Genomic DNA, 22,515 nt, shown 5'->3' with positions numbered 1-22,515 from the left:
CATGGGTTCCACGCCGGTCAAAACCGCTGCGTTGGCCCCTGCGGGCAGGATCTCGCCGTTTTGAAAGGTCGGTGTCATCTGCGACGCATCTCCTCGGGGTTGAAGGTCATTTCGATCTCGCGCCACTGCGCGTATTTGTCGACGGGAAGGTCGTAGCCATCCGCGCCACACCGCAGGATCGCCCGGCGCGCGGACTGGAAGGCCACCTCGGCCGCCTGGGCGCTGCCGCCGCTGGACCCCAGCATGCGCAGGCTGCCCGAGACGACGGTCCCGTCGCGGTTCATTTCCATGTAGACCGTGACGGTCACGTTCGAGGCCTCGCTGCCCACGTCGACGACCCAGCATTCCTGCACGGCCAGCCGCAGCCCCTCGCGCTCGCCGGGCGTGAGCGGCGGGCCCGAGACGTCGGGCTCGGGGTTGGAGCCGGAATTGCCAAGCACCTCGGCCAGGGCGTCGTCGACGGTTGTACCCGTTTCCGGTTCGGGCGCCGGCTCCGGTTCAGGTTCAGGTTCGGGCGCCTCGGCGGTCCGTGTCTCCTCCGGCTCCGGTTCGGGCTCGGGGGTGGGCTCCGGTTCGGGTTCGGGCTCCGGACGCTGGGCAGGCTGCTGCGGGCGGCTTCGAGGCCGCGGCGAGCTGTCGGGCGCACGGGCGGGCTCTTCCGCCTCGGTCACGATCTCGGTCGCGGTCTCGGGCGGGGCCGTGGCCTCCTGCTCCTCTTCGGCGACATCGGGGCTTTCGGCCTCCGCCTCGGCGGCCTGCTGCTGTTCGGGGGCCTGCTGGGCCTGCGGTTCCGGTTCGGGCTGCGCGGTGTCGGCGACGCGCGGTGCCGGACGCGGCACCGGGCGGTCCGCTTCGGTGGGCGCCTGCACCTGCGGGGCCGGCGCCGGTTCCGGCGCGGGGGCCGGTTCGGGGACGGGCTCCGGCTCGGGCGCAGGTTCCGGAGCGGGCGCGGGTTCGGGCACCGGCTCCGGTTCGGGCTCGGATTCCGGGACCGGTGTCGGCTCAGGTTCGGGAACGGGTTCGGGCGCCGGAGGCTCGGGGGCCTGCGGCTGTTCGGTCTCGGCCTCGGGTGACCCGCGCGAGGCGGTCAGCGCGGCGAAGTCCTCTTCGCTCAGCACGGTGACGTCCGCCACCTCCATCTCGGGCGCTTCCCCGCGGAAAACCGGCCCGATCAGCAGATAGAGGATGAGTCCCACATGCGCGACGGCGGATATGGTGGTGCCCCTGGACAATCGCGCGCCTCAGCCATCCGGCCCGTCGAAGGCCGGCCCGTTCACGTCCGTCACCAGACCGATGGAAGAAAATCCGCCGCGATTGAGCGCGCCCATGACCTGGGCCACCGTCTCGTAGCTGACGGCACCGTCGGCGCGCAGGAAGACACGGTCGCCCTCACGCTCGGCCGCGATCGCGCGGAGACGGTTCACCAGGTCCTCGCGCGGGACCTCGGTGGTCTGGATCATGATCTCGCCGCCGGCCCCGATGGTGATGGTCAGCGGCTCCTCGGTTTCGGAGGGCAGCGCCGTGGCCGCAGTCCTGGGCAGTTCCACCGGCACCCCGACCGTCATCAGAGGGGCGGCCACCATGAAGATGATGAGCAGCACCAGCATCACGTCGACGAAGGGCGTGACGTTGATCTCGGCCATGGGCTGAACGCCGCCCCTGCGGCCGCGGCGCCGGCGGCTACCACCGCCGCCGCCAGATTGTTTCAGCTGCGCGCCCATGGGTCAGGAATCCAGCTGGCGGGACAGGATCGTGGAGAATTCGTCGGCAAAGGATTCGTAGCCGCCGACGATCCCGTCCGCGTCCGAGGACAGCTTGTTGTAGAAGATAACCGCCGGGATGGCCGCCAGCAGGCCCAGCGCGGTGGCCAGCAGCGCCTCGGCGATACCGGGGGCCACGACCACGAGCGAGGTGTTCTGCGCTTCGGCGATGCCGATGAAGGCGTGCATGATGCCCCAGACGGTGCCGAAGAGGCCGATGAAGGGCGCGGTCGAGCCGACCGTGGCCAGCACGGCGAGCCCCTTCTGAAGGCCCTGCGCCTCTTTCTGGATGGCCACATCCATGCTGCGGTCGATGCGCGCCTGAGCGCCGGGGATCAGCGCCCCGTCGTCGCGGTGGCTGCGCTGCCATTCGACCATGCCGGCGGCGAAGACCCGTTGCATCCGTCCGTCAGGTTCGGGACCGAGCTGGGCGAAAAGCTCGTCCAGCGGCTCGCCGGACCAGAAGGCCTCGTCGAAATCGCGGGCCTCGCGCCGGGCGCGCCGGAAGGTGATGGCCTTGTCGATGATGATGCCCCACGACCATATCGAGGCGAGCACAAGCACCAGCATGACCAGTTTGACCATGAGTGTGGCGCGCGCGAACAGCCCCCACATGGAGAAATCCACCCCCGAGGCGAGGGCTAGCGTCTCAGCTTCCATCTAACCTGCTCTTTCCACCGTACGGCCCCTGTTTCGGGGCTCTCCTTACCGCGACGTCTACAGCAATTGCAGGGCAAGCGCCAACACATTGGCGTCAGACAGCCGGCTCGGGCGCGCATTTTGGCATGTTGCCGCCGTGAGGCGCGGGTTTCAGACCGGCTTGATCTGCTGGAAAGCGTCGCGGAGCGCGTTGGACCAGTCCTGGCTCATGCGGGCAAAGCCTTCGTCCGTGGCCTCGATCCGGTGGGTTTCGCCCACGCGCATCGTGTCGGCCTCGATCACGGCCATGTCGAGCGGCATGCCCACGCTGAGGTTCGAGCGCAGGGTGGAGTCCATCGAGAGCAGCACCGCCTTCTTGGCGTCCTCGAGCGAGGTATCGGGCTGTATCACCCGGTCGAGGATCGGCTTGCCGTACTTGTGTTCGCCGATCTGGAGGTAGGGCGTGTCCGCCGTCGCCTCGATGAAGTTGCCCTCGGGGTAGACGAGGAAGAGCCGCATGTCGCCGCCCTTGCGCTGACCGGCCACCAGAAGCGAGGCGCTCGCCCCCTGTTTCATGCGGTCCATCTTGGCCGAGACCTCGGCCGAGACGTCCGAGAGCAGCTTTCCGATGAGCGTCGCGACCTGAAGCATGGTCGGCGCCCGCAGGATCGATTCGGGGTTCTCGGGGTCGGCGTTGGCCTCTTCCAGACGGGCAATGACGGTCTGCGTCACCGAAAGTGATCCGGCCGTGCAGATGGCAATGACCCGTTCGCCGGGCTCTTCGAACAGGAACATCTTGCGATAGGTCGCGATGTTGTCGAGCCCCGCGTTGGTGCGCGTGTCGGAAAGAAGGACCATGCCGGCATCCAGCAAAAGTCCCACGCAATAGGTCATGGGTTCCCCCGGTTCATACCGCAAGCGGTTTAACGCGTGAGCGTAGCGGGGACCAGTGAGAGATTGGTGAAGGCGGCGCGGAAGTGAACGGGTTGAACGTGGCGGGATGGGCCTCTAGCAGATTGTTACGTTATAACGTAACTGATTCTCAAGTTTCACGAAGAGGACCCCAAATGCCCCAAACCCTTTCGACCTGCCTTGGCGCTGTCGTGCTCGTCTCGCTTCTGACCGCGACGCCCGCCCTTTCCGAGCAAGGCGACCATGCGCACGATCATGACCATGATCACGCCGGGGAAAGCCATGCCGAGCACGGCCATGACCACGGGTCGGACGCGATCTACAACGGCTATTTCGAGGACAGCCAGATCGAGGACCGCACCCTCGCCGACTGGCAGGGGGACTGGCAATCGGTCTATCCCTACCTGATGGACGGCACGCTTGCGCCCGTCATGGCGCACAAGGCCGAAACCGGCGCCATGAGTGCCGAGGAGTACCGCGCATACTACGAAACCGGCTATGCCACCGACGTGGACCGGATCGTCATCGACGGCGACAGTTTCACCTTCTTCGAGGAGGGTGCGGACTACGGCGGCACCTACGCCTACGACGGATACGAGGTGCTGACCTACGAAAAGGGCAACCGTGGCGTGCGCTACATCTTCGCCAAGGACGAGGGCGATCCCGAGGCTCCCGATTTCGTCCAGTTCAGCGATCACGCGATCGCACCGACGGATGCCGGGCACTACCACCTCTACTGGGGCGATGACCGGGCGGCGCTGCTCGAGGAAGTCACCAACTGGCCAACCTACTATCCCTCGGACATGAGCGACCGCGAGATCGTCGACGAGATGATCGCCCACTAAACCGGTCGCGGGGCGTGCAGGATCACGCCCCGCGGTCGCGCCGCCACGGGCCCGGCCCCTTGCCGAACATCTGGCTGAAGCGGCGGCTGAAGGCAGGAAGCGAGGCATAGCCGCTACGTTCCGCTACCTCCTCGACCGTGAGCGCACTGTCCGAGAGCATCCGGCGGGCCAGGATCATCCGCCAGAGGGTGAGGTAGCCCACCGGTGGCATGCCCACCTTCGCGGTGAAACGCTCGGAAAGGATCGAACGCGACAGCTTTGCTTCGCGGGCCAGTGCGGCGACGGTCCAGTCCTGCCCGGGGGCGCGGTGGATCGCGGCGAGGCATCGTGCCAGCGCCGGATCGTCCAGCGCCGCCAGAAAGCCAGCCCCCTCGTCCAGAGCCAGTTGCCTGAGGCATCGGATCAGCAGGATCTCGGCGGTTCTGTGCAGCACGAATTCCGCCCCCGCCCCGCACCTCGCCTCTTCGCGCATGAGGCGCAGTCCCGCGACAAAGGCGACATCGTCGTGGCGCAGGGTCAGCATCGCGGGCAGATCAGACAGTAGCGGATGCCGGATGGCCGGGTCGAACTCCAGGTATCCCGACAGGAGACGAGCCGCCGCCGGGCTGCCGAGACGGATCACCCCGTCCGCCGGCGAGTTGGCGGCCAGCAATGCGGAAACGGGCAACGGCGTCCCCGCCCCCGGCCCCGACATGAGCCCGTGCGCCGCGCCCTCGGTCACCAGGACCATGTCCCCGGGTGCGATCACGCGGGTCCAGTGGCCGGACAGGCTCAGGTGAAGCTCCCCCTCGAGAAGCAGGTGAAAGCGGATTCGCCGCGCTTCCTGCGGCAGCCCGACCGAGAAGGGTGCGGCCAGTTCGGCTGAGAAATGCATGCCCGCGCGCAGCCGCAGATTCGCGCAGACATCGGTGAGGACGTCCATGCCATATGAATGCCGCAATCTGCAGGTGAGCCCAAAGCGAATTCGACCGTGGCGGTCACTGGCAATTCAGCCTTTTTCACGCTTTCGCGAGCGGACACCTGTCCGCGCGCCTTGCGGCAAAGGGGATCGGCAGAACCCGGCCTATTGCTGGCTTTGCTCCGTCTCCTGGACGACGACCTCGACGGTCATCTCCTCGTCGGTGTTGTTGCCGAGCACGAGGCCGCGGATCGGAGCTGCATCCACCGAATCGAAGCCGGACCCGAGGCGCACGTAGCGATCGTCCGGGCAGCAGCCGTTTGCGGGATCGAAGCCAACCCAGCCCAGCCCCTCGACGAAGATTTCGGCCCAGGCGTGCCCCGCCTCACTCATCGCCACGGCGTCCTCTTCGGTCGCCATGAGATAGCCCGAAACGTAGCGCGCCGGCAGGTCGGAGGCGATGGCCACGGCGATGAGGGCGTGGGCATGGTCCTGGCAGACCCCTGCCCCACCGGCGAGCGCTTCTGCCGCTGTCGTATGGGCCAGGGTTTCGCCCGGAACGTAGGAGATCGCGTCTGCGACCGCTTCGCAAAGGGCGTGGGCAAGTGACAACGTCCCTTCCCCCGCGGCTTTGGCGGCGTCAGCGGCAAGCACCTTCAGCGAGGCGTCTGGATCGGTCCGGTGCGAGCTGCGCAGATAGCTCGAGGGGCGGATCTTCTCGCGGTGATTGCGCAGCACGCCAGACGTGTCGGTGGTGCTGACGATGCCCTCGACCAAGACGTCGACCTGGCTGACCGGCCCGCGCACCGAAACCGTCTCGAACCAGTCGCCGGCCCCGTCCCGGTGCCCGGCCCCGTAGACCGAGTCGGTGGTCGAGACGGTCCAGCTCACGATCTGCTGGCTTGCGGTTTCCGACGGCCAGAGGCGTTGCACCTGGATCAACTGCCGGACCGGTGTTTCGAAGGTGTATCGGGTGTTGTGACGGACAGAGAGTCTCATGCCGGGATCCCCCGGAGGTAGCAGTCCTGCACCCGCTGAGCGACTTCGCCGTTGCGGTACATGAACCGGTTGAGGAATTCGTGCAGCCCCTCGTCGAAGATGTCGTCCACGCGCAGCTCGGCCAGTTCGCCCAGAAGCGACCGGGCGGCGGCCTGCGCCTGCGTCGCGTGCCCGTAGATGCGCGCGATCTCGTCGAGGTGGTCGTTGGTCCACTGCACGGCCGACAGCAGCGAGCGCGGGAACTGGCGGTTCAGGATCAGGAAGTCTGCGATCTTGGAAGAGGTCAACTCGCCCGTGTAGCTCCAGTTAACCGACCGGTCGGCGGACATGGCCTGCAGCAGCGTGATCCATTGCGACTGGTCGAGCCCCGATCCCACGTAGGACAGGCTCGGCAGCAGGACGAAGTACTTCACGTCCAGAAGCCGCGCGGTATTGTCGGCCCGCTCGATCGAGGTGCCGACGCCCATGAAATTATAGCCGTCGTTGCGCAACTGGGTGGCCGACACCGCCCCCCGCACGAGGAAACAGGCCCGCATGGTCCATTCCGAGAGGTCCGAAATGGAGAGCGTGCTACGCTCCATCCGCTGCATGCCCCGCAGCTCCTGGTAGGCGGTGTTGAGCGCGTCCCAGGCCGCCGAGGTCAGCGCCGTCCGCACGACGCGGGCGTTCTCACGCGCCGCCGCGATACAGGACAGGACCGACGAAGGATTGGATTCATCGAAGAAGAGAAAGGTCTCGATGTTGCGCTGCTTGGTCTCGCCGTACTTTGAGAGGAAGTCCTCGTAGCCGCCCGAGGCCTGAAGCACGGCCTCCCAGTCGTTGCGGTAGCCGCCCGACACATCGGGCATCAGCGCGCTGCGGGCACCCACTTCGAGAAGTCGGGCGGTGGTCTCCGCTCGTTCGAGATAGCGCATCATCCAGAAAAGATGGTCTGCCGTCCGGCTCAGCATGCAATCACTCCGCCAGTACCCATGTGTCCTTGACCCCGCCGCCCTGCGACGAGTTCACGACGAGCGAGCCCTCGTTCAGCGCCACGCGCGTCAGCCCGCCCGGCACCAGCTCGATGCTGTCGCCCACGAGACAGTAGGGCCGCAGGTCGACGTGGCGCGGCGCGATACCCTCGTCCACGAAGGTCGGCGTCGCCGAAAGCGCCAGCGTGGGCTGGGCGATGTAGTTCTGCGGCTTCGCGCGGATCTTCGCGGCGAAGGCCTCGATGCTCGACTTGTCGGCCTTGGGGCCCACCAGCATGCCGTAGCCGCCCGAGCCGTGCACCTCCTTCACGACAAGCTCGTGAAGGTTCTCGAGCACGTACTTGCAGTCGTCGGGATTGGCGCATTGCCAGGTGGGCACGTTCTCGAGGATCGGCGCCTCGCCAAGGTAGAAACGGATCATCTCGGGCACGTAGACGTAGATCGCCTTGTCGTCCGCCACGCCGGCGCCGGGCGCCGAGCAGATCGAGACGCCGCCCGAGCGGTAGACCGACATGAGCCCCGGCACGCCCAGCATGGAGTCGGGCCGGAAGCAGAGCGGATCGATGAAGGCATCGTCCACGCGGCGGTAGATCACGTCCACCTTCCGCGGCCCCTCGGTGGTCCGCATGTAGCAGAAGTCGCCCTCGACGAAGAGATCCTTGCCCTCCACCAACTCGACCCCCATCAAGTCGGCGAGGAAGGAATGTTCGTAATAGGCCGAATTGAACTGGCCGGGCGTGAGGATCACGACCGTCGGCTCGCCGTCGCATTTCTGCGGTGCGACCGAGGCCAGCGTCTTGCGCAGCAGCCGCGGATACCCGTCGACCGGCGCGATGCGGTTCTCGAGGAAGAGCTGCGGGAACATCCGCATCATGATCTCGCGGTTCTGCAGCATGTAGCTGACACCCGAGGGCGTGCGGCAGTTGTCTTCGAGCACGTAGAACTGGTCGGGCCCTGTGCGGACAAGATCGACCCCCACGATGTGGGAATAGACTCCCTTGGGTGGGCGGAACCCGACGGCGGCCTTCTCGTAGGCCTCGTTGTTGGTCACGAGGTGTTCGGGGATGCGCCCGGCGCGGATGATCTCGCCTCGGTCGTAGACATCGGCGAGGAAGGCATTCAGTGCCGCGGCGCGCTGGCGGATGCCGCGGTCGAGCTTACGCCATTCCTCGTGCGTGAAGACGCGGGGAAACATGTCGAAGGGGATGAGCCGTTCCGGGTCGCCGCCCTCGCCGTAGACCGCGAAGGTGATGCCAACCCGCCGGAAGAGCTGTTCGGCCTCGTGCTGTTTGAGACTGCGGAGTTCGTCCGGCATGTCCCTGTGCCATCGTTCCAGGCTTCGGTAGGCGGCCCGCACGTCGGAGCCGTTAAGCATCTCGTTGAAAAAGCTCTGGCCGGTTTGGCTCATAGATCCCTGTCCTTTCCAGCCCGCACTCGTGCACCCCATGACATAAAAGAGAAGAGCGGGGCGCTCGGTTTCGCATCATACCGATTTTATCTGCGCAGCAAATGGGCGTCGCGCCTGGTCAGAGACCGATGTCAGCGGGACAAAGTCACCCGCACCACCGCCCGGGCGGCACCAGCCCCGCCAAATCGCCTATTTTTTGAACTGCATCCCCGATACCCGCCCACCAAATAGGCGATCCAGCCAATCACAGGGCGCCGAAGCACCTCCGCGGCACGGTCTCACCTCAGACCGGCTAGTGTGCAGACGTGTCCAAGAGGGCACATAAAAGCAGCCTTGCACGGATCCGCGGACCTTTTCCCTTCGGACCGGAGCGGGCGGAACCAACAGGGAAACTCTGCGGCGGAGACCGCGACGGGATCATATTACCGGCCGCCATCGGCCGCCGTCGACGCTGCCGCAAGTGAGGGAAACAAGAGATGATGATGAAAAAGCTCTTTCTTGCCGGGACAGCTGCCGCGGCACTGACCACCGGTGCCGCACAGGCACAGGATGTCGACTGCCCGATCAAGGTGGGTGTGCTGCACTCGCTCTCCGGCACGATGGCCATTTCCGAGACGACACTGAAAGACGTGATGCTGATGCTCATCGAGCAGCAGAACGAAGCGGGCGGTCTGCTGGGCTGCGAGCTCGAGGCCGTGGTGAAGGACCCCGCCTCCGACTGGCCGCTTTTTGCTGAAAAGGCGCGCGAACTGCTGACCACCGACGACGTGGACATCATCTTCGGCTCCTGGACCTCTGCCAGCCGCAAGGCGGCCCTGCCCGTGCTCGAGGAGCTCAACGGCCTGATGTTCTACCCGGTGCAGTACGAGGGCGAGGAAAGCTCCAAGAACGTGTTCTACACCGGCGCCGCGCCCAACCAGCAGGCGATCCCGGCGGTAGACTACTTCCTCGAGGAACTGGGCATCGAGAAGTTCGCCCTGCTCGGCACCGACTACGTCTACCCGCGCACCACCAACCGCATCCTCGAGCAGTACCTCAAGGACAACGGCATCGCGGAGGAGGACATCTTCGTCAACTACACGCCCTTCGGTCATTCCGACTGGTCCACCATCGTCGCCGACGTGCAGGAACTGGCCTCCGACGGCAGCTTTGTGGGCGTGGTCTCGACCATCAACGGCGACGCCAACGTCGGCTTCTACAAGGAACTCGCCGCCGCCGGCGTCGATGCCGCCGACATCCCCGTCGTCGCCTTCTCGGTCGGCGAGGAGGAGCTTTCGGGCTTCGACACCTCGAACCTCGTCGGTCACCTGGCGGCGTGGAACTACTTCATGTCCGCCGAATCCGAGGCCAACGACGAATTCATCGCCGCCTGGCACGAGTTCATCGGCGACGACGGCCGCGTGACCAACGACCCCATGGAAGCCCATTACATTGGCTTCAACATGTGGGTGAACGCGGTCGAGGACGCCGGCACCACCGACGTCGATGCCGTGCGCGAGGCCATGTGGGGTCAGGAATATCCTAACCTGACCGGCGGCACCGCGGTGATGAACACCAATCACCACCTGTCCAAGCCCGTCCTGATCGGCGAGATCCGCGAGGACGGCCAGTTCGACATCATCAGCCAGACCGAAGAGGTCCCCGGCGATGCCTGGACCGACTTCCTTCCCGACTCGGCCGTTCTGACCTCCGACTGGCAGGAGCTCGAATGCGGAATGTACAACACCGAGACCGAGACCTGCGTCCAGATCCAGTCCAACTACTGATCTGACGCTCGGCGGATGCGTGCCCTCCCTCGCGCATCCGCCGCCTTTCTTCACTGACCATCTACCTCTTATCCGGGCTGCCGTCTCATGTTCCGTGCGCTCTTCCTCGCCTGCATCCTCCTGCTCGGCCTGCCCGCCCGCACGGCCCTGGCCCAGGATCTACAGCCGATCCTCCAGGACAACGCCGAAGAAGTGGCCTCGCCCAGCCGCAGCAGCGTCGAGGCCCTGATCGAGGAACTGGTTGCCACCGGAAGCCCCGAGGTGCCCGACTTCCTCGCCGCCTGGCAGGACCGTGGCGTTGTCCGGCGCGATGGCGACGGGCTGTTCTTCTACGGCGACCGCGAGGGCGGCAGCTGGCAGCTCACCGACATCGACACGGGCGCCGACGCCGGCACCACCGAGAACGCCGCGGAGATCCGCCCCAACGGCGGCGTGCGCCGCGTGATCGCCTCGGCCCTCGTGCAGTTCCAGCTTTCCGATCCGAACATCGCCGCCCGCCGCGAGGCGCTGGAGTCGATCGCCCGCCGCCCGCAGGCCGACCAGCTGCAACCCTTGCGCAACAGCATCGAGGGCGAAGAGGACCCTGCACTGCGCGCCGCCAAGGAACGTCTCGCAAATCGCCTTGCGGCCTCCTTCGGCGCGACCACCGAGGTGCGGGTCGAGGCGATCGAGGCCATGTCCGGCGCCATGGACATCGACACCCGCGCCGCCCTCTCGCAGATGCTGACCACCGAGGACCGCATCGCCGACGAGCTGCCCGAGGACGCCAACATTGCCCGCGTGCTCGAGGTCGGGGACGATCTGACCGAGGCCGAAGCCTACCTGCGCCTCGTCGACGAAGGCCTCGCCCCTGCCCCCCTCACCAACGACGCCATCCGCGCCGCGCTCGAAGCCAATATCGACAACGGCCGCGTCGGCGGCGTTCCCGTAGGCCAGCTCGACGATCCCGCGCGCCGCGAAGAGGCCTACGCCGCGCTCGCCGCCGATGGGGCTGTGCCGCCGCTGGTCACCGCCAAAGACCGACAGGAGGCCCTCTCCTCCCACGTCTTCTTCCTGGAATACGACGAACCGGACAGCGCCGTCACCGACGCCGCCCGCGAAGCTCTCGACGGGATCGAAGCGCGTGTCGGCGTCTACCAGGTCTTCGACGTGGGCCTCGACGCGCTCTCTCTCGCATCAATCTACTTCCTCGCCGCCATCGGCCTCGCCATCACCTTCGGTGTCATGGGCGTCATCAACATGGCCCACGGCGAATTCATCATGATGGGCGCCTACACCGGCTACGTGGTCCAGCAGGTGATCCCGAACTACACCGCCTCGCTGATCGTCGCCCTGCCGCTGGCCTTCGCGGTCACCTTCGGCGCGGGCGTGGCGCTGGAACGGCTGGTGATCCGCTGGCTCTACCACCGCCCGCTGGAAACCCTGCTGGCCACCTTCGGCATCTCCATCGCGCTGCAGCAGCTCGCCAAGAACATCTTCGGCACGCAGGCCCGCCCGCTCACCTCGCCCTCCTGGCTCGACGGGGCCTGGGTCATCAACGACGTTGTACAGATCGCCAACATCCGCATCGCTATCTTCGTGCTGGCGCTGGTCTTCCTCGCCCTCATCCTCTGGGTGCTGAACCGCACCCGCCTCGGGCTCGAGGTGCGCGCCGTCACCCAGAACCCCGGCATGGCGGGCTCCATGGGCATCAACCCCGACCGGATCAACATGCTCACCTTCGGCCTCGGCTCGGGCATCGCCGGCATCGCGGGCGTGGCCATCGGCCTCTACGCGCAGGTCACATCCGAGATGGGCTCCAACTACATCGTCCAGAGCTTCATGACCGTGGTCGTGGGCGGCGTCGGCAACGTCTGGGGCACGCTCGCGGGCGCGGCGCTCATCGGCATCCTCCAGAAGGGGATCGAGTGGTTCAACCCCTCCAACACGCTGGCGGCCCAGACCTACATGATCCTCTTCATCATCCTCTTTATCCAGTTCCGGCCCAAGGGCATCGTCGCCCTCAAGGGCCGCGCCGCGGGGGACTGAGACCATGACCCGCCTCCCCGTCCTCACCCTGTCTCTTCTTCTCGCCGGAAATACCTCGGGGGTGAACCGGCCGCAGGCCGGGAGGGGGCAGAGCCCCCTCGGCCGGGATGCCGAAGGTAGCCCGGCCCCCCGGCGACGCGCGAAGGCGCGGCGCAACCTCTCGGAGACGGCCCAGACCGGAGCGCAGACATGAAGAACCGCAGCTTCCTCGCCCAAAACCCCTCGATCCTGTGGTTCATCGCCGCCATCGCCATCTTCACCCTCGGCGCCACGCTCATGTCCGAGGCCGCGGGCACTGGCCTCATCTCGACCTCCTTCGTCAAGACGCTGGGCAAGACGCTCTGCCTGATGCTGGTCGCCATCGCCATGGACGTGGTCTGGGGCTATTGCGGCATCCTCTCGCTGGGCCACATGGCCTTCTTCGGACTCGGCGGCTACGCCATCGGCATGTGGCTGATGTACGCCCGGACCGAAATCATCGTCGCCGAAAGCCTCGCCGCCGCGACCATCCCCCCCACCCCGCAAGAGGTCTCCGACGCCATCGCAAGCCAGATCTTCGGCGTGGTGGGCACCAACAAGTTCCCCTGGATCTGGACCTTCGCCGACAGCCTGTTTTTGCAGCTCCTTATGGTCGTGCTCGTCCCCGGGCTGCTGGCGTTGGTCTTCGGCTGGCTCGCCTTCCGCTCGCGGGTGACGGGCGTCTACCTGTCGATCCTGACGCAGGCGATGACACTGGCGCTCTCGCTCTACCTCTTCCAGAACGACAGCGGGCTGCGCGGCAACAACGGGCTTTCCGGGCTGCAGAACCTGCCGGGCCTCGACGGGGTGCCGCAGGCCACCGTCTCCATCGCATTCCTATGGGCCTCGGCGCTGGCGCTCGCGCTCGGCTACGTGCTCTTCGCCTGGGTCGTCTCGGGCAAGATGGGCAGCGTCATCCGCGGCGTGCGCGACAACGAGGCGCGCGTGCGCTTCCTCGGCTACCACGTGGAAAGCTACAAGCTCTTCGTCTTCACCATCACCGCGGTCGTCGCGGGCATCGCCGGCGCGCTCTATTACCCGCAGGCGGGCATCATCAACCCGGCCGAGGTGGCGCCCATCGCCTCGATCTATCTTGCCGTCTGGGTGGCCATAGGCGGACGCGGGCGGCTTTACGGCGCGGCCATCGGCGCGGCGGTGGTCTCGCTGCTGTCGAGCTGGTTCACCAGCGGCGGCGCGCCCAACATCGATCTCGGCATCTACGTCATCAACTGGACCGACTGGTGGCTCGTGCTGCTGGGCGTCAGCTTTGTGGCGGTCACGCTCTTCTTCCCCAAGGGGATCGGCGGGCTCTTCGATCTCTTCATCCGCAACGACAAGCGCGCCCCCGACGCGGTCGAGGCACGGCGCCGGGAGGCCGCGGAATGAGCACGCTTCTCGAACTCTCGGGCGTCTCGGTCAGTTTCGACGGCTTCCGCGCCATCAATAACCTCAGCTTCCAGATCGGCGAGCCCGAGCTGCGCGCCATCATCGGGCCCAACGGCGCCGGCAAGACCACCTTCATGGACATCGTCACCGGCAAGACACGGCCCGACGAGGGCACCGTGATCTGGGGCGAGAAATCCGTCTCTCTGCTGCGCATGTCGGAAAGCCACATCGCCCGCGCCGGCATCGGGCGGAAGTTCCAGAAGCCCACGGTCTTCGAATCCCAGACCGTGCGCGAGAACCTCGCCATGGCGCTCAAGAACCCGCGCGGGCCCTTCGACGTGCTCCTCTACCGCAAGAGCGCGCAGGGCGCGGCCCGGATCGAGGAGATCGCCGCCGAGGTCGGGCTGCTCGACCACCTGCCTCGCATGGCGGGCGAACTCAGCCACGGGCAGAAGCAGTGGCTCGAGATCGGGATGCTGCTCGCGCAGGAGCCGCGGCTCTTGCTCGTGGACGAACCCGCCGCCGGCATGACGCCCGCCGAGCGCGAGCATACCACCGACCTGCTGAAGCGCCTCGCCCGCAAGCACGCGGTCGTCGTGGTCGAACACGACATGGAATTCGTGCGCAGGCTCGACTGCAAGGTGACCGTGCTGCACGAGGGATCGGTCCTGGCCGAAGGCTCGCTCGACCATGTCGTGAAGAACAAGGAAGTCATCGATGTCTACCTGGGGCGCTAGAACATGCTGATCGTCGACGACCTCACGCTCCACTACGGGCAGAGCCAAATCCTGCATGGGCTTTCCCTGACCGCCGAGGCGGGCAAGGTCTCGGCCGTGATGGGGACCAACGGGGTGGGCAAGACCTCGCTCCTGAAGGCCATCGCCGGGCGGCACCCCTACTCGGGCGGGACCATCACGCTCGACGGCAAGCCGCTCGATCACCCCACCGCCTTCCAGGCGGCGCGGGCGGGGATCGCCTACGTGCCGCAGGGTCGTGAGATCTTTCCGCTGATGACCGTGCAGGAGAACCTCGAGGCGGGGTTTGCATGCCTCGACCGTACGGAACGCGGCGTGCCCGAGCATATCTTCGAGCTCTTCCCGATCCTGAAGGAGTTCCTGAACCGGCGCGGCGGGGACCTGTCGGGCGGGCAGCAGCAGCAGCTCGCCATCGCCCGTGCGCTCATCACCCGGCCACGGGTGCTGCTTCTCGACGAACCGACCGAGGGCATCCAGCCCAACATCATCCAGCAGATTGGCCGCGTCATCGCCCAGCTGCGGGACCAGGGCGAGATGGCGATCGTGCTGGTGGAGCAGTATTTCGACTTCACCTGGGGGCTGGCCGACAGTTTTACAGCCGTCACCCGGGGCGAGGTGTCGCTCTCGGGCAAGGCCGGGGAGATCGACCGCGAGGCGCTGCTTTCCAAAGTCTCGATCTGAACCGTCCCGACATGTCCCGGGCCGGGACATTATTCAGCCATTGCGATTTCAAAGATTTACCAAGCGGCATTCATAAAATGTTAGGACGGCCCCAAGGTGTCAGGCCGCGTGATCATCCGGCGCCGAGCTTTTCTGAGCCTTCTGAGGCGGTCCGTCTCGGAAGCATAAGTCGAACAAAATGTGGCCTCGACCATCCAGGCAGTGCAGGATCATTTGCAATTCCACCTCCGCGGTGAAATGGTCAACTGGTAGTTGAATCGGACGCTTTAAGTTCCATTTCTATTCCAACGCTGTGGTGGAATCCTCGGATGACTGATCGTCGCGACTCCGACTCGTGCAACGAGCGCGAGGGATATGAGGAAGAGGTCGACCGTCTTTTCGAGGCGGCTGACGCCCTCATGGCGAGTGACGAAAAGAACGAAACCACCGAGCAGATCTCGTCCGAGCCCTCCCCGGAAAAGCAACGCTTCCGCGATGTGTTCCGGCGCGTGGCGACCATCTCGCAGTTGCTCCGGATCCTCGAGGAATACCGTCACGAGCAGGACGGCGTCGAGACCCAGCACAAGGAAGACAAGCGGGGCACCGACGATACTGCGGCGTCGGGGGATGCCGATCCGGCCAGCGAAGAAGAGTCGGAAGAAGAAGGCGATCTTTGCCCCGACGACGATCACACCCCACTAGCGCTGAAGTCCGGCGGCCGGCGCTGAGCGCCCAAGCGCTCATCCCCGCAGCCCTTCCCCCCTTTCGACTCCTCCCCTCGGAGGGTGACCAGGCGCGCCGGAATCGCATTTAGCAACCGCTTGGAACATCCCCGACAGCCCACTGTTGGGGCACCAGCTTCTCCAAGGGCAAATTCCCGCGAGCGAGTCGTCCCTGAGCCCGGTGGCCACCCCTCCGGGACCGGAGAAGTTGCGCACGTTTAAAAGGGAAGGACGCAGAATGTTCCATCATTCCTCCAAGCTGCAATACGAAGTCCGCGTGGACAACCCGGATCCGCAGTTCGCCAAATACCTTCAGCAGGCAATCGGTGGCGTCGAGGGCGAGATCCGCGTCGCCATGCAGTACATGTTCCAGGCCATGGGCGCGCGAGGCGATGCCAAGTACCGCGACATGCTCATGATGACGGCCACGGAAGAGCTCAGCCACATCGAGTTCCTCGGCCACGCGGTGGCGCTGAACCTCGAAGGTGCGCCGCTGACGGTCCAGGAAGAGGCGACGCGGGACCCGGTCGTCAAGGCGATCATGGGCGGCGCCAATCCGCGGCACATCCTGTCCTCGGGACTTTCGGCCATGCCCGTCAATTCCAATGGTGTGCCCTTCGACATGAGCCACATCTACGCCACGGGGAACATCGCGGCGGATATGATGGCGAATGCGATGGCCGAATCCGGCGGCCGCGTGCTGGCCTCGCGGCTTTACAACATGACCGACGATGCCGGCATGAAGGACATGCTGTCCTTCCTCATCGCGCGGGACACCTATCACCAGCAGCAATGGCTGGCCGTGATCGAGGAACTGGGCGGCTGGGAAAAGGCCCTGCCGGTGCCGAACTCCACCCCCGAAGAGCACGAGGCCATGGAGCATTCCTACTACTTCCTGAACACCTCGCTGGACGAGCCGACGCCTGAAGGGCGCTGGACCTCGGGACCTTCGCTTGACGGACGCTCCGAATTCTCGGTTCGGGACGAGGTGAAGCCCGAAGGGCAGAAACCCGATCTCGGCAAGGCGCGCCCGCATTCGGCGACGCAGGTCGAGCAGCAGTAAGCCCGCGCAAAAGAAAAGGGCCGCCCCGGCGGGACGGCCCGAAACGATCGCTGCCAAGGCAGCGGGAGCGTCAGCTGTTGACGCTGTCCTTCAGGGCCTTCGCCACGGTCACCTTGACCTGCTTGTCGGCTTCCTTCTGGATCTGCTGTCCGGTCGCGGGGTTGCGAACCATGCGCTCGGGGCGCTCGCGGCAGTAGAACTTGCCGACGCCCGGAAGCGTCACGGCGCCGCCTTCGGCCACCTCGGACGTGATGATGTCGGTCAGCGCGTCGAGCGCTGCGCCGGCGGTTTTCTTGTCCGCGTCCATCTTCTCGGCCAGGGCGGCCACAAGCTGGGTCTTGGTCATCGGTTTGGCCATTTTCTGGTCTCCTTCACTGCCCGTTCCGCTGGGCCATTATCCGCGGCATTAAAACCGCAAGCATTCGGAAAACACAACAATCGCTGGGGCGTTTGAGCGAAAAACCGTGCTTTGAGAACATCTTTTCCTTGCGTCACCCCACCTCAGAGAAACGCCGTCTCCTCGAAGCTTCGCAGCTTGCGGCTGTGGATGCGCTCCAGCGGCATTTCCCGCAGCGCCTCCATCGCACGGATTCCGATCATCAGGTGTCGCGCGACCTGCGTGCGGTAGAAATCGCTCGCCATGCCCGGCAGCTTCAGCTCGCCGTGCAGCGGCTTGTCGCTGACGCAGAGCAGCGTGCCGTAGGGCACCCGGAAGCGAAAGCCGTTGGCGGCGATGGTGGCGCTTTCCATGTCGAGCGCGACAGCGCGCGACTGGCTGAGCCGCTGCACCGGGCCGGTGTGATCGCGCAGTTCCCAGTTGCGGTTGTCGACGCTGGCCACGGTGCCGGTGCGCATGATGCGCTTGAGGTCGTAGCCCGAAAGCTGCGTCTCCTCGGCCACGGCATCCTCGAGCGCGACCTGGATCTCGGCCAGGGCCGGGATCGGCACCCAGACCGGCAGGTCGTCGTCGAGCACCTTGTCCTCGCGCACGTAGCCGTGGGCGAGGACAAAATCGCCCAGCGCCTGCGTGTTGCGCAACCCGGCGCAGTGGCCGACCATGACCCAGGCATGCGGACGCAGCACGGCGATGTGGTCCGTGGCGGTCTTGGCGTTCGAGGGCCCCACCCCGATGTTGACCAGCGTGATACCCGCGCCGTTCTTGCGCTTGAGATGGTAGGTGGGCATCTGCGGCGTCTTGGGGGTCTGCGGGATCGTGTCGTCGGGGCCCGTGATCTCGACATTCCCGGTCGATACGAAGCTCGTGTAGCCGCTGTCGGGATCGGCGAGCTGCCCGCGGGCGTAGGCCTCGAACTCGCTCACGTAGAACTGGTAGTTGGTGAAGAGCACGTGGTTCTGGAAATGCGCCGGGTCCGTCGCCGTGTAGTGGGCCAGCCGCGCCAGCGAATAATCCACGCGCTGCGCGGTGAAGGGGGCGAGCGGCTGGGCGCCGTCGGCATCGGGGCGGTGCACGCCGTTGACGATGTCGTCGTTGGTCACGCTCAGGTCCGGCACGTCGAAGATGTCGCGCAGCACGAAATCGGCGGCGCCCTCCTGCGGGACCGTGATCTCGGGATAGTTGGCGACGGCGAAATGCACCGGCATGGGCACGTCCGACAGGCCGATCCGCACCGGCACGCCGTGGTTTTCCAGGAGCAGGTCGATCTGCTGCAGGAGGTAGTGCCGGTACATGTCGGGCCGCGTGATCGTCGTGGCATAGGTACCGGGCGCGGCCACGTGGCCAAAGCTGAGCCGGCTGTCGACCTGCGCGTAGGTCGTCGTGGTGATCGAGATCTGGGGGTAGAAGGCCCGGTAGCGCACGCCCGGGTGGCCGTTGGACAGGGCCGCGAGGAAGCGGTCCTTCAGGAAGCCTGCCGCCTGCTCGTAGAGCTCGATCAGGCGGTCGACGGCCGCGCCCGCGTCATCGAAGGTTTCGGGGTCCGGAGCCTCCGGCGTTTCGACTTTGAGATCCAGCCAACGGTCCTGCATTCCCGCCCCCCTTGCATGTGTTCGGGGCAAACTGACAGCTTGCCGCGCGGGGTTCAAGCTGGCCCCGGCGGCATCGGTTTGACTTCGCGGCTGCCCGGGGGTCCTATCCGCGCCGAAAGGAGACCCCCAATGAACGCCCCCCAGAGCATCCCGAACCTCGACCACATGCAGGCCCGCACGGATCTTGCCGCCGTCTTTCGCTGGACCGCGCGGCTGAACATGCACGAAGGCGTGGCCAACCACTTCAGCCTCGCCGTGAACGAGAGCGGGACCAAGTTCCTCATCAACCCCAACGGCATGCATTTCTCGCGCATCAAGGCGTCCGACATCCTCGAACTCGATGCCGAGGATCCCGAGACGCTGAACCGCCCCGGTGCACCCGACCCGACCGCCTGGGGCCTGCACGCGCCGCTGCACCGAAAAGTGCCGCACGCGCGCTGCGCGCTGCACGTGCATTCGGTCCATGCCACGGTGCTGGCCTGCCTCAAGGACAAGCGCCTGCCGCCGATCGACCAGACCTCGGCGGGTTTCTTCGACCGCGTCGTCATCGACGAGGGGTACGGCGGCCTGGCATTCGAGGAAGAGGGCGAGCGCTGCGCCGAGATGTTCTCGGACCCGAAGAACAAGGTCATGGTGATGGGCCATCACGGCGTCATGGTCATCGGCGAGACCGTGGCCGAGACCTTCGACAAGCTCTACTACTTCGAGCGGGCGGCCGAGACCTACATCCGGGCGCTGCAGACCGGGCGCGAGCTTGCCGTGCTGTCGGACGAGGTGGCCGAGAAGACCGCCCGCGAGATGGAGAACTATCCCGACCAGGGCGAACGCCACCTCGCTGAACTGAAGGCGATCCTCGACGAGGAAGGCTCGAACTACGCGAGCTGAGCACGACCTGACATGGCCGGACGAACAGAGGGCACGACCGTAAAGGTTCGCGCCCCCGTCATGTCGAAGGTGCCGGGTCAGGCGCCGCGCGCTCAGCGCAGGCCGGTTTCCTCGAGCAGGCCCTTTTTCTTGGCTTCGTAATAGTATCCGCGCGCGTACCACTTGATCGCGTCGTCGGGGTCCTCGTCGGCGACGAGATAGGCCCCGCGCAGGTACTTCAGCGCGTATTGAAGATTTGTGTCCGCATCGAGCAGGTCCTGCGAGGAGCCCTGGAAGCCCATGCTCCGGGCGGTCGCGGGCAGGATTTGCAGAAGGCCCCAGTACGGGCCGTTGCGAGCCCAGGGGCGGTGGGTGCTCTCGCGGATGGCGAGGCGGTGGACCAGCGAGCGCGGCAGCTCGTAGTGGTCGGCCCACTTGTTGATCGAGGCCCGCAGCTCGGGCGTCTCGTTCGGGTAGAGCGGCACGGACTGGGCCGCGAAATGGGGGGCGTCGGCCTCGAGCTTGGCGAGATCCGGGCCCTGCGCACAGGCGGCAAGCGCGAGCGGCAAGATAAGCAGGCAGGCAAGGCGTGGCAGGGGCATGGCGGTAAGCTATCGCAGTTGATCCTGAGTCAGCTTCGTAGGCCAGCAGGCCGCCCCCTGCCAAGCACGCGGTTAACCGTCGGCGGGGGACCGCCTAGCCGATGGGTGTCTGCTGGTGATGCGCCAGCCGCCAGCCCTCGGCGTCCTCGCGCCAGAGCGACGAGCAGAGGGCCCGATAGCGATCGTCGCCGCGCCGTGCCTCGGCCTCGTAGCTGAGCATCACCACGCCCTCGGAAACTCTGGTGCTGTAGATCGCGCCAAGATCCAGGGCGTCCCATCGCGCCCCCTTCATGATCGCGCGCACGGTTTCCGCGCGGTCGTGTATGCCCTCTTCCATCGGCATGATGGCGATGGCGTCGGCGGAAAGAAGCTCTTCAAAGGCCCCGGCCCCTTCGAGCCAGAGGCGGCGTTCGAGATCGACAAGTTCCTGCATGTTACAACCTTTCGCATTCGCTTCGGGTCTGTGCCGCAAACGCGCGGAGTGCGTCCGACGTTTCCGCACTGCCGCATTCCGCGCGGCTTTCCACCGAAGCGTGCTTGCAATCGACCGCTCGCACACTCAGTTTCACGCAATGACACGCACGCTTCTCACACTCGGCCACGGCTATTGCGCGCAGGCGCTGGCCCACCGCCTGATGCCCCTAGGCTGGACCGTCATGGGCACCACACGCTCGGCCGAAAAGGCCGAAGAGATCGCGGAAACCGGCGTGCGGCCGGTGATGTGGGAAGAGATCACGCTGCGCGCCGCGCTGGCAGAGGCGACCCACGTTCTCGTCTCGGCCTCGCCGCGCGACGGAGAGGACCCTTCCATCGCGGTGCTTGGCGACGCGCTGCGCGAGCGCGCGCCGGCGCTCGACTGGGTGGGCTACCTGTCCACCACCGGGGTCTACGGCGACCACGACGGCGGCTGGGTGGACGAAAGCACACCGCTGGAGCCTTCGACCGAACGCGGCCAGCTCCGTGTGATGGCCGAGCGCGAGTGGCAGTCCATTCCCGGTCTGCCGCTTCACATCTTCCGCATCGCGGGCATCTACGGCCCGGGCCGCGGCCCCTTCGCGAAGGTCCGCCGCGGTACGGCGCGGCGGCTGATCAAGCCGGGACAGGTGTTCTCGCGCATCCACGTCGAGGACATCGCGCAGGTTCTTCATGCCTCCATCGAGCATCCGAACCCCGGCGCGGCCTACAATGTCTGCGACGACGATCCCGCCCCGCCGCAGGACGTGATCGCGCTGGCCGCCGACCTGCTGGGCGTCGAGCGCCCGCCCGAGGTGCCGCTGGAGGAGGCCGACATGAGCCCTATGGCGCGCAGCTTCTATGCCGAGAACAAGCGTGTCTCCAACGCCCGCATCAAGGACGAGCTGGGCGTGGGCCTGAAATACCCCGACTACCGCGTGGGGCTGCGGGCACTGCTGGAGGCCGAGGGCGACTGAGACCCCGCCTTTCGGCGGCGTCTTGCGCCCCGCGTTTCAATCGTGCCGAATAATCTTGCATTTCCCGGGGGGATACCACACTTCCACCTCTCGCCGGGCGTCTCGCTGCGGACGGGAAACAGGATTGCGCAGATGGGGCAGGAGCCCGCCTCTCTCACGGAACTGATCGATGCGATCGACCCCGATCCGGGCGCCGAACGCGTCACCGTGGCCGAGATCATGGCCAAGGTGGGGGGCCGATCCTTTGCCTCGGTCATCCTGGTGCCCGCGCTGATCCTCGTCTCCCCACTGTCGGCCATTCCAGGGTCGCCCACGCTGGGCATGCTGATCATCGTGACCGTGACGGTGCAGGCGCTGATCGGGCGGCAGCATCTCTGGCTGCCCCGGGTGCTCATGCGCCGGTCGGTGGCAGCAGCACGCATGCGGCGGGCGATGAACTGGCTTCGGGGCCCGGCGGCCTGGGTCGACCGGCACAGCCGCGACCGCTGGCATTTCCTGACCGTGCCGCCGCTGGCGCGGCTGGCGCAAGTGGCGATCCTGCTGACCGCCCTGCCCTGGCCACTGCTGGAGCCGCTGCCCATGGTGACCTCGATCGGGGCCACGGGCGTGTCGCTGCTGGCGCTTGGCCTCATGGTGCGCGACGGGGTGATCGTGGTGATGGGCTACGTGTTCCTCGGCGGGCTGCTGACGCTGCTGGTCAGCATCTGGCAGGGACTGGTCTGAGGGGAAGAGCCGGGCGGGCGTCGAAGCCGCGCATCGCAGCCGCGCGCGGTGGCGATCCGGACCTCTGAGCTTCTCGGTTT

Annotated in this window: 23 protein-coding genes; 11 read left to right on the top strand and 12 right to left on the bottom strand. The window is 66.2% G+C overall.

The window, feature by feature from the left end; genetic code table 11:
• Nucleotides 1-74: 74 nt before the first annotated feature.
• From C8N44_RS00695 to C8N44_RS00680, 4 genes are all read right to left on the bottom strand, one after another.
• Entirely contained in the window at nucleotides 75-1,232 is a 1,158-nt protein-coding gene (locus C8N44_RS00695; protein WP_107974237.1) for a cell envelope biogenesis protein TolA, read from the bottom strand.
• A gap of 9 nt (nucleotides 1,233-1,241) precedes the next feature.
• A complete protein-coding gene (gene tolR / locus C8N44_RS00690) occupies nucleotides 1,242-1,721 on the bottom strand; it encodes a protein TolR (protein WP_107974236.1) in 480 nt (159 codons plus the stop codon).
• A gap of 3 nt (nucleotides 1,722-1,724) precedes the next feature.
• Nucleotides 1,725-2,420 (bottom strand): protein TolQ, encoded by a 696-nt coding sequence (tolQ, locus tag C8N44_RS00685; protein WP_107974235.1) that lies wholly within the window; start codon nucleotides 2,418-2,420, stop codon nucleotides 1,725-1,727.
• Nucleotides 2,421-2,570: 150 nt separating this feature from the next.
• Nucleotides 2,571-3,293 (bottom strand): proteasome-type protease, encoded by a 723-nt coding sequence (locus tag C8N44_RS00680; RefSeq protein ID WP_107974234.1) that lies wholly within the window; start codon nucleotides 3,291-3,293, stop codon nucleotides 2,571-2,573.
• 173 nt (nucleotides 3,294-3,466) lie between these two features.
• Between C8N44_RS00680 and C8N44_RS00675 the strand changes: the two genes are divergently transcribed.
• Nucleotides 3,467-4,156 carry a ZinT family metal-binding protein gene (locus tag C8N44_RS00675; protein WP_107974233.1) on the top strand — a complete coding sequence of 230 codons (690 nt, stop codon included), beginning with the start codon at nucleotides 3,467-3,469 and terminating at the stop codon, nucleotides 4,154-4,156.
• 22 nt (nucleotides 4,157-4,178) lie between these two features.
• Here C8N44_RS00675 and C8N44_RS00670 read toward each other — a convergent pair whose 3' ends face one another.
• The 4 genes from C8N44_RS00670 to C8N44_RS00655 all read right to left on the bottom strand — a co-directional run bounded on the left by C8N44_RS00670 (nucleotide 4,179) and on the right by C8N44_RS00655 (nucleotide 8,432).
• A complete protein-coding gene (locus tag C8N44_RS00670; RefSeq protein ID WP_107974232.1) occupies nucleotides 4,179-5,078 on the bottom strand; it encodes an AraC family transcriptional regulator in 900 nt (299 codons plus the stop codon).
• A gap of 141 nt (nucleotides 5,079-5,219) precedes the next feature.
• Nucleotides 5,220-6,053 (bottom strand): transglutaminase family protein, encoded by an 834-nt coding sequence (locus C8N44_RS00665; RefSeq protein WP_107974231.1) that lies wholly within the window; start codon nucleotides 6,051-6,053, stop codon nucleotides 5,220-5,222.
• Nucleotides 6,050-7,003, bottom strand: coding sequence for an alpha-E domain-containing protein (locus C8N44_RS00660; RefSeq protein WP_107974230.1), 954 nt, complete (start codon nucleotides 7,001-7,003; stop codon nucleotides 6,050-6,052). Before C8N44_RS00660 ends, C8N44_RS00665 begins: the two co-directional genes overlap by 4 nt.
• Before the next feature lie 4 nt (nucleotides 7,004-7,007).
• Nucleotides 7,008-8,432, bottom strand: a complete 1,425-nt coding sequence (locus C8N44_RS00655) for a circularly permuted type 2 ATP-grasp protein (RefSeq protein ID WP_107974229.1) — start codon at nucleotides 8,430-8,432, stop codon at nucleotides 7,008-7,010.
• A 479-nt stretch (nucleotides 8,433-8,911) separates the two neighbouring features.
• Between C8N44_RS00655 and urtA the strand changes: the two genes are divergently transcribed.
• The 7 genes from urtA to C8N44_RS00620 all read left to right on the top strand — a co-directional run bounded on the left by urtA (nucleotide 8,912) and on the right by C8N44_RS00620 (nucleotide 16,830).
• Nucleotides 8,912-10,198 carry an urea ABC transporter substrate-binding protein gene (urtA, locus tag C8N44_RS00650; protein WP_107974421.1) on the top strand — a complete coding sequence of 429 codons (1,287 nt, stop codon included), beginning with the start codon at nucleotides 8,912-8,914 and terminating at the stop codon, nucleotides 10,196-10,198.
• Between the two features lie 87 nt (nucleotides 10,199-10,285).
• Entirely contained in the window at nucleotides 10,286-12,226 is a 1,941-nt protein-coding gene (gene urtB, locus C8N44_RS00645; RefSeq protein ID WP_107974228.1) for an urea ABC transporter permease subunit UrtB, read from the top strand.
• 189 nt (nucleotides 12,227-12,415) lie between these two features.
• Complete coding sequence (gene urtC / locus C8N44_RS00640; protein WP_107974227.1) at nucleotides 12,416-13,630, top strand: urea ABC transporter permease subunit UrtC; 1,215 nt, start codon at nucleotides 12,416-12,418, stop codon at nucleotides 13,628-13,630.
• Nucleotides 13,627-14,367, top strand: a complete 741-nt coding sequence (gene urtD, locus C8N44_RS00635; protein ID WP_107974226.1) for an urea ABC transporter ATP-binding protein UrtD — start codon at nucleotides 13,627-13,629, stop codon at nucleotides 14,365-14,367. The genes urtC and urtD overlap by 4 nt, the downstream gene beginning before the upstream one ends.
• Nucleotides 14,368-14,370: 3 nt before the next feature.
• The gene (gene urtE / locus C8N44_RS00630) at nucleotides 14,371-15,066 is read left to right on the top strand and encodes an urea ABC transporter ATP-binding subunit UrtE (protein ID WP_107974225.1); all 696 of its coding nucleotides are present in this window, start codon (nucleotides 14,371-14,373) and stop codon (nucleotides 15,064-15,066) included.
• A gap of 308 nt (nucleotides 15,067-15,374) precedes the next feature.
• The gene (locus tag C8N44_RS00625) at nucleotides 15,375-15,773 is read left to right on the top strand and encodes a hypothetical protein (RefSeq protein WP_107974224.1); all 399 of its coding nucleotides are present in this window, start codon (nucleotides 15,375-15,377) and stop codon (nucleotides 15,771-15,773) included.
• 232 nt (nucleotides 15,774-16,005) lie between these two features.
• Complete coding sequence (locus tag C8N44_RS00620) at nucleotides 16,006-16,830, top strand: manganese catalase family protein (protein ID WP_107974223.1); 825 nt, start codon at nucleotides 16,006-16,008, stop codon at nucleotides 16,828-16,830.
• A 70-nt stretch (nucleotides 16,831-16,900) separates the two neighbouring features.
• Here C8N44_RS00620 and C8N44_RS00615 read toward each other — a convergent pair whose 3' ends face one another.
• Together C8N44_RS00615 and C8N44_RS00610 are read right to left on the bottom strand one after the other, a co-directional pair.
• Complete coding sequence (locus C8N44_RS00615) at nucleotides 16,901-17,188, bottom strand: HU family DNA-binding protein (RefSeq protein ID WP_107974222.1); 288 nt, start codon at nucleotides 17,186-17,188, stop codon at nucleotides 16,901-16,903.
• A gap of 143 nt (nucleotides 17,189-17,331) precedes the next feature.
• Nucleotides 17,332-18,816 carry an AMP nucleosidase gene (locus C8N44_RS00610; protein ID WP_107974221.1) on the bottom strand — a complete coding sequence of 495 codons (1,485 nt, stop codon included), beginning with the start codon at nucleotides 18,814-18,816 and terminating at the stop codon, nucleotides 17,332-17,334.
• A 129-nt stretch (nucleotides 18,817-18,945) separates the two neighbouring features.
• Between C8N44_RS00610 and C8N44_RS00605 the strand changes: the two genes are divergently transcribed.
• Nucleotides 18,946-19,701: a class II aldolase and adducin N-terminal domain-containing protein gene (locus C8N44_RS00605; protein WP_107974220.1), complete on the top strand. Its 756-nt coding sequence runs from the start codon at nucleotides 18,946-18,948 to the stop codon at nucleotides 19,699-19,701.
• A 92-nt stretch (nucleotides 19,702-19,793) separates the two neighbouring features.
• Here the strand turns inward: C8N44_RS00605 and C8N44_RS00600 are convergent, their stop codons facing one another.
• Together C8N44_RS00600 and C8N44_RS00595 are read right to left on the bottom strand one after the other, a co-directional pair.
• Complete coding sequence (locus C8N44_RS00600; RefSeq protein WP_107974219.1) at nucleotides 19,794-20,282, bottom strand: transglycosylase SLT domain-containing protein; 489 nt, start codon at nucleotides 20,280-20,282, stop codon at nucleotides 19,794-19,796.
• Between the two features lie 94 nt (nucleotides 20,283-20,376).
• On the bottom strand, nucleotides 20,377-20,715 hold the full coding sequence (locus tag C8N44_RS00595) for a DUF4440 domain-containing protein (RefSeq protein ID WP_107974218.1): 339 nt from the start codon (nucleotides 20,713-20,715) through the stop codon (nucleotides 20,377-20,379).
• A 139-nt stretch (nucleotides 20,716-20,854) separates the two neighbouring features.
• On the opposite strand from C8N44_RS00595, the gene C8N44_RS00590 reads away from it, so the two are divergent.
• Together C8N44_RS00590 and C8N44_RS00585 are read left to right on the top strand one after the other, a co-directional pair.
• Complete coding sequence (locus tag C8N44_RS00590; protein WP_107974217.1) at nucleotides 20,855-21,712, top strand: SDR family oxidoreductase; 858 nt, start codon at nucleotides 20,855-20,857, stop codon at nucleotides 21,710-21,712.
• Between the two features lie 132 nt (nucleotides 21,713-21,844).
• Nucleotides 21,845-22,435, top strand: coding sequence for an exopolysaccharide biosynthesis protein (locus tag C8N44_RS00585; protein WP_107974216.1), 591 nt, complete (start codon nucleotides 21,845-21,847; stop codon nucleotides 22,433-22,435).
• Nucleotides 22,436-22,515: the final 80 nt, after the last annotated feature.

This window comes from Allosediminivita pacifica (assembly GCF_003054175.1).
Classification (GTDB): Bacteria; Pseudomonadota; Alphaproteobacteria; order Rhodobacterales; family Rhodobacteraceae; genus Allosediminivita; species Allosediminivita pacifica.
Note: the sequence above shows the minus strand (reverse complement) of the source record. Positions and strands in the feature narration are given on the sequence as shown.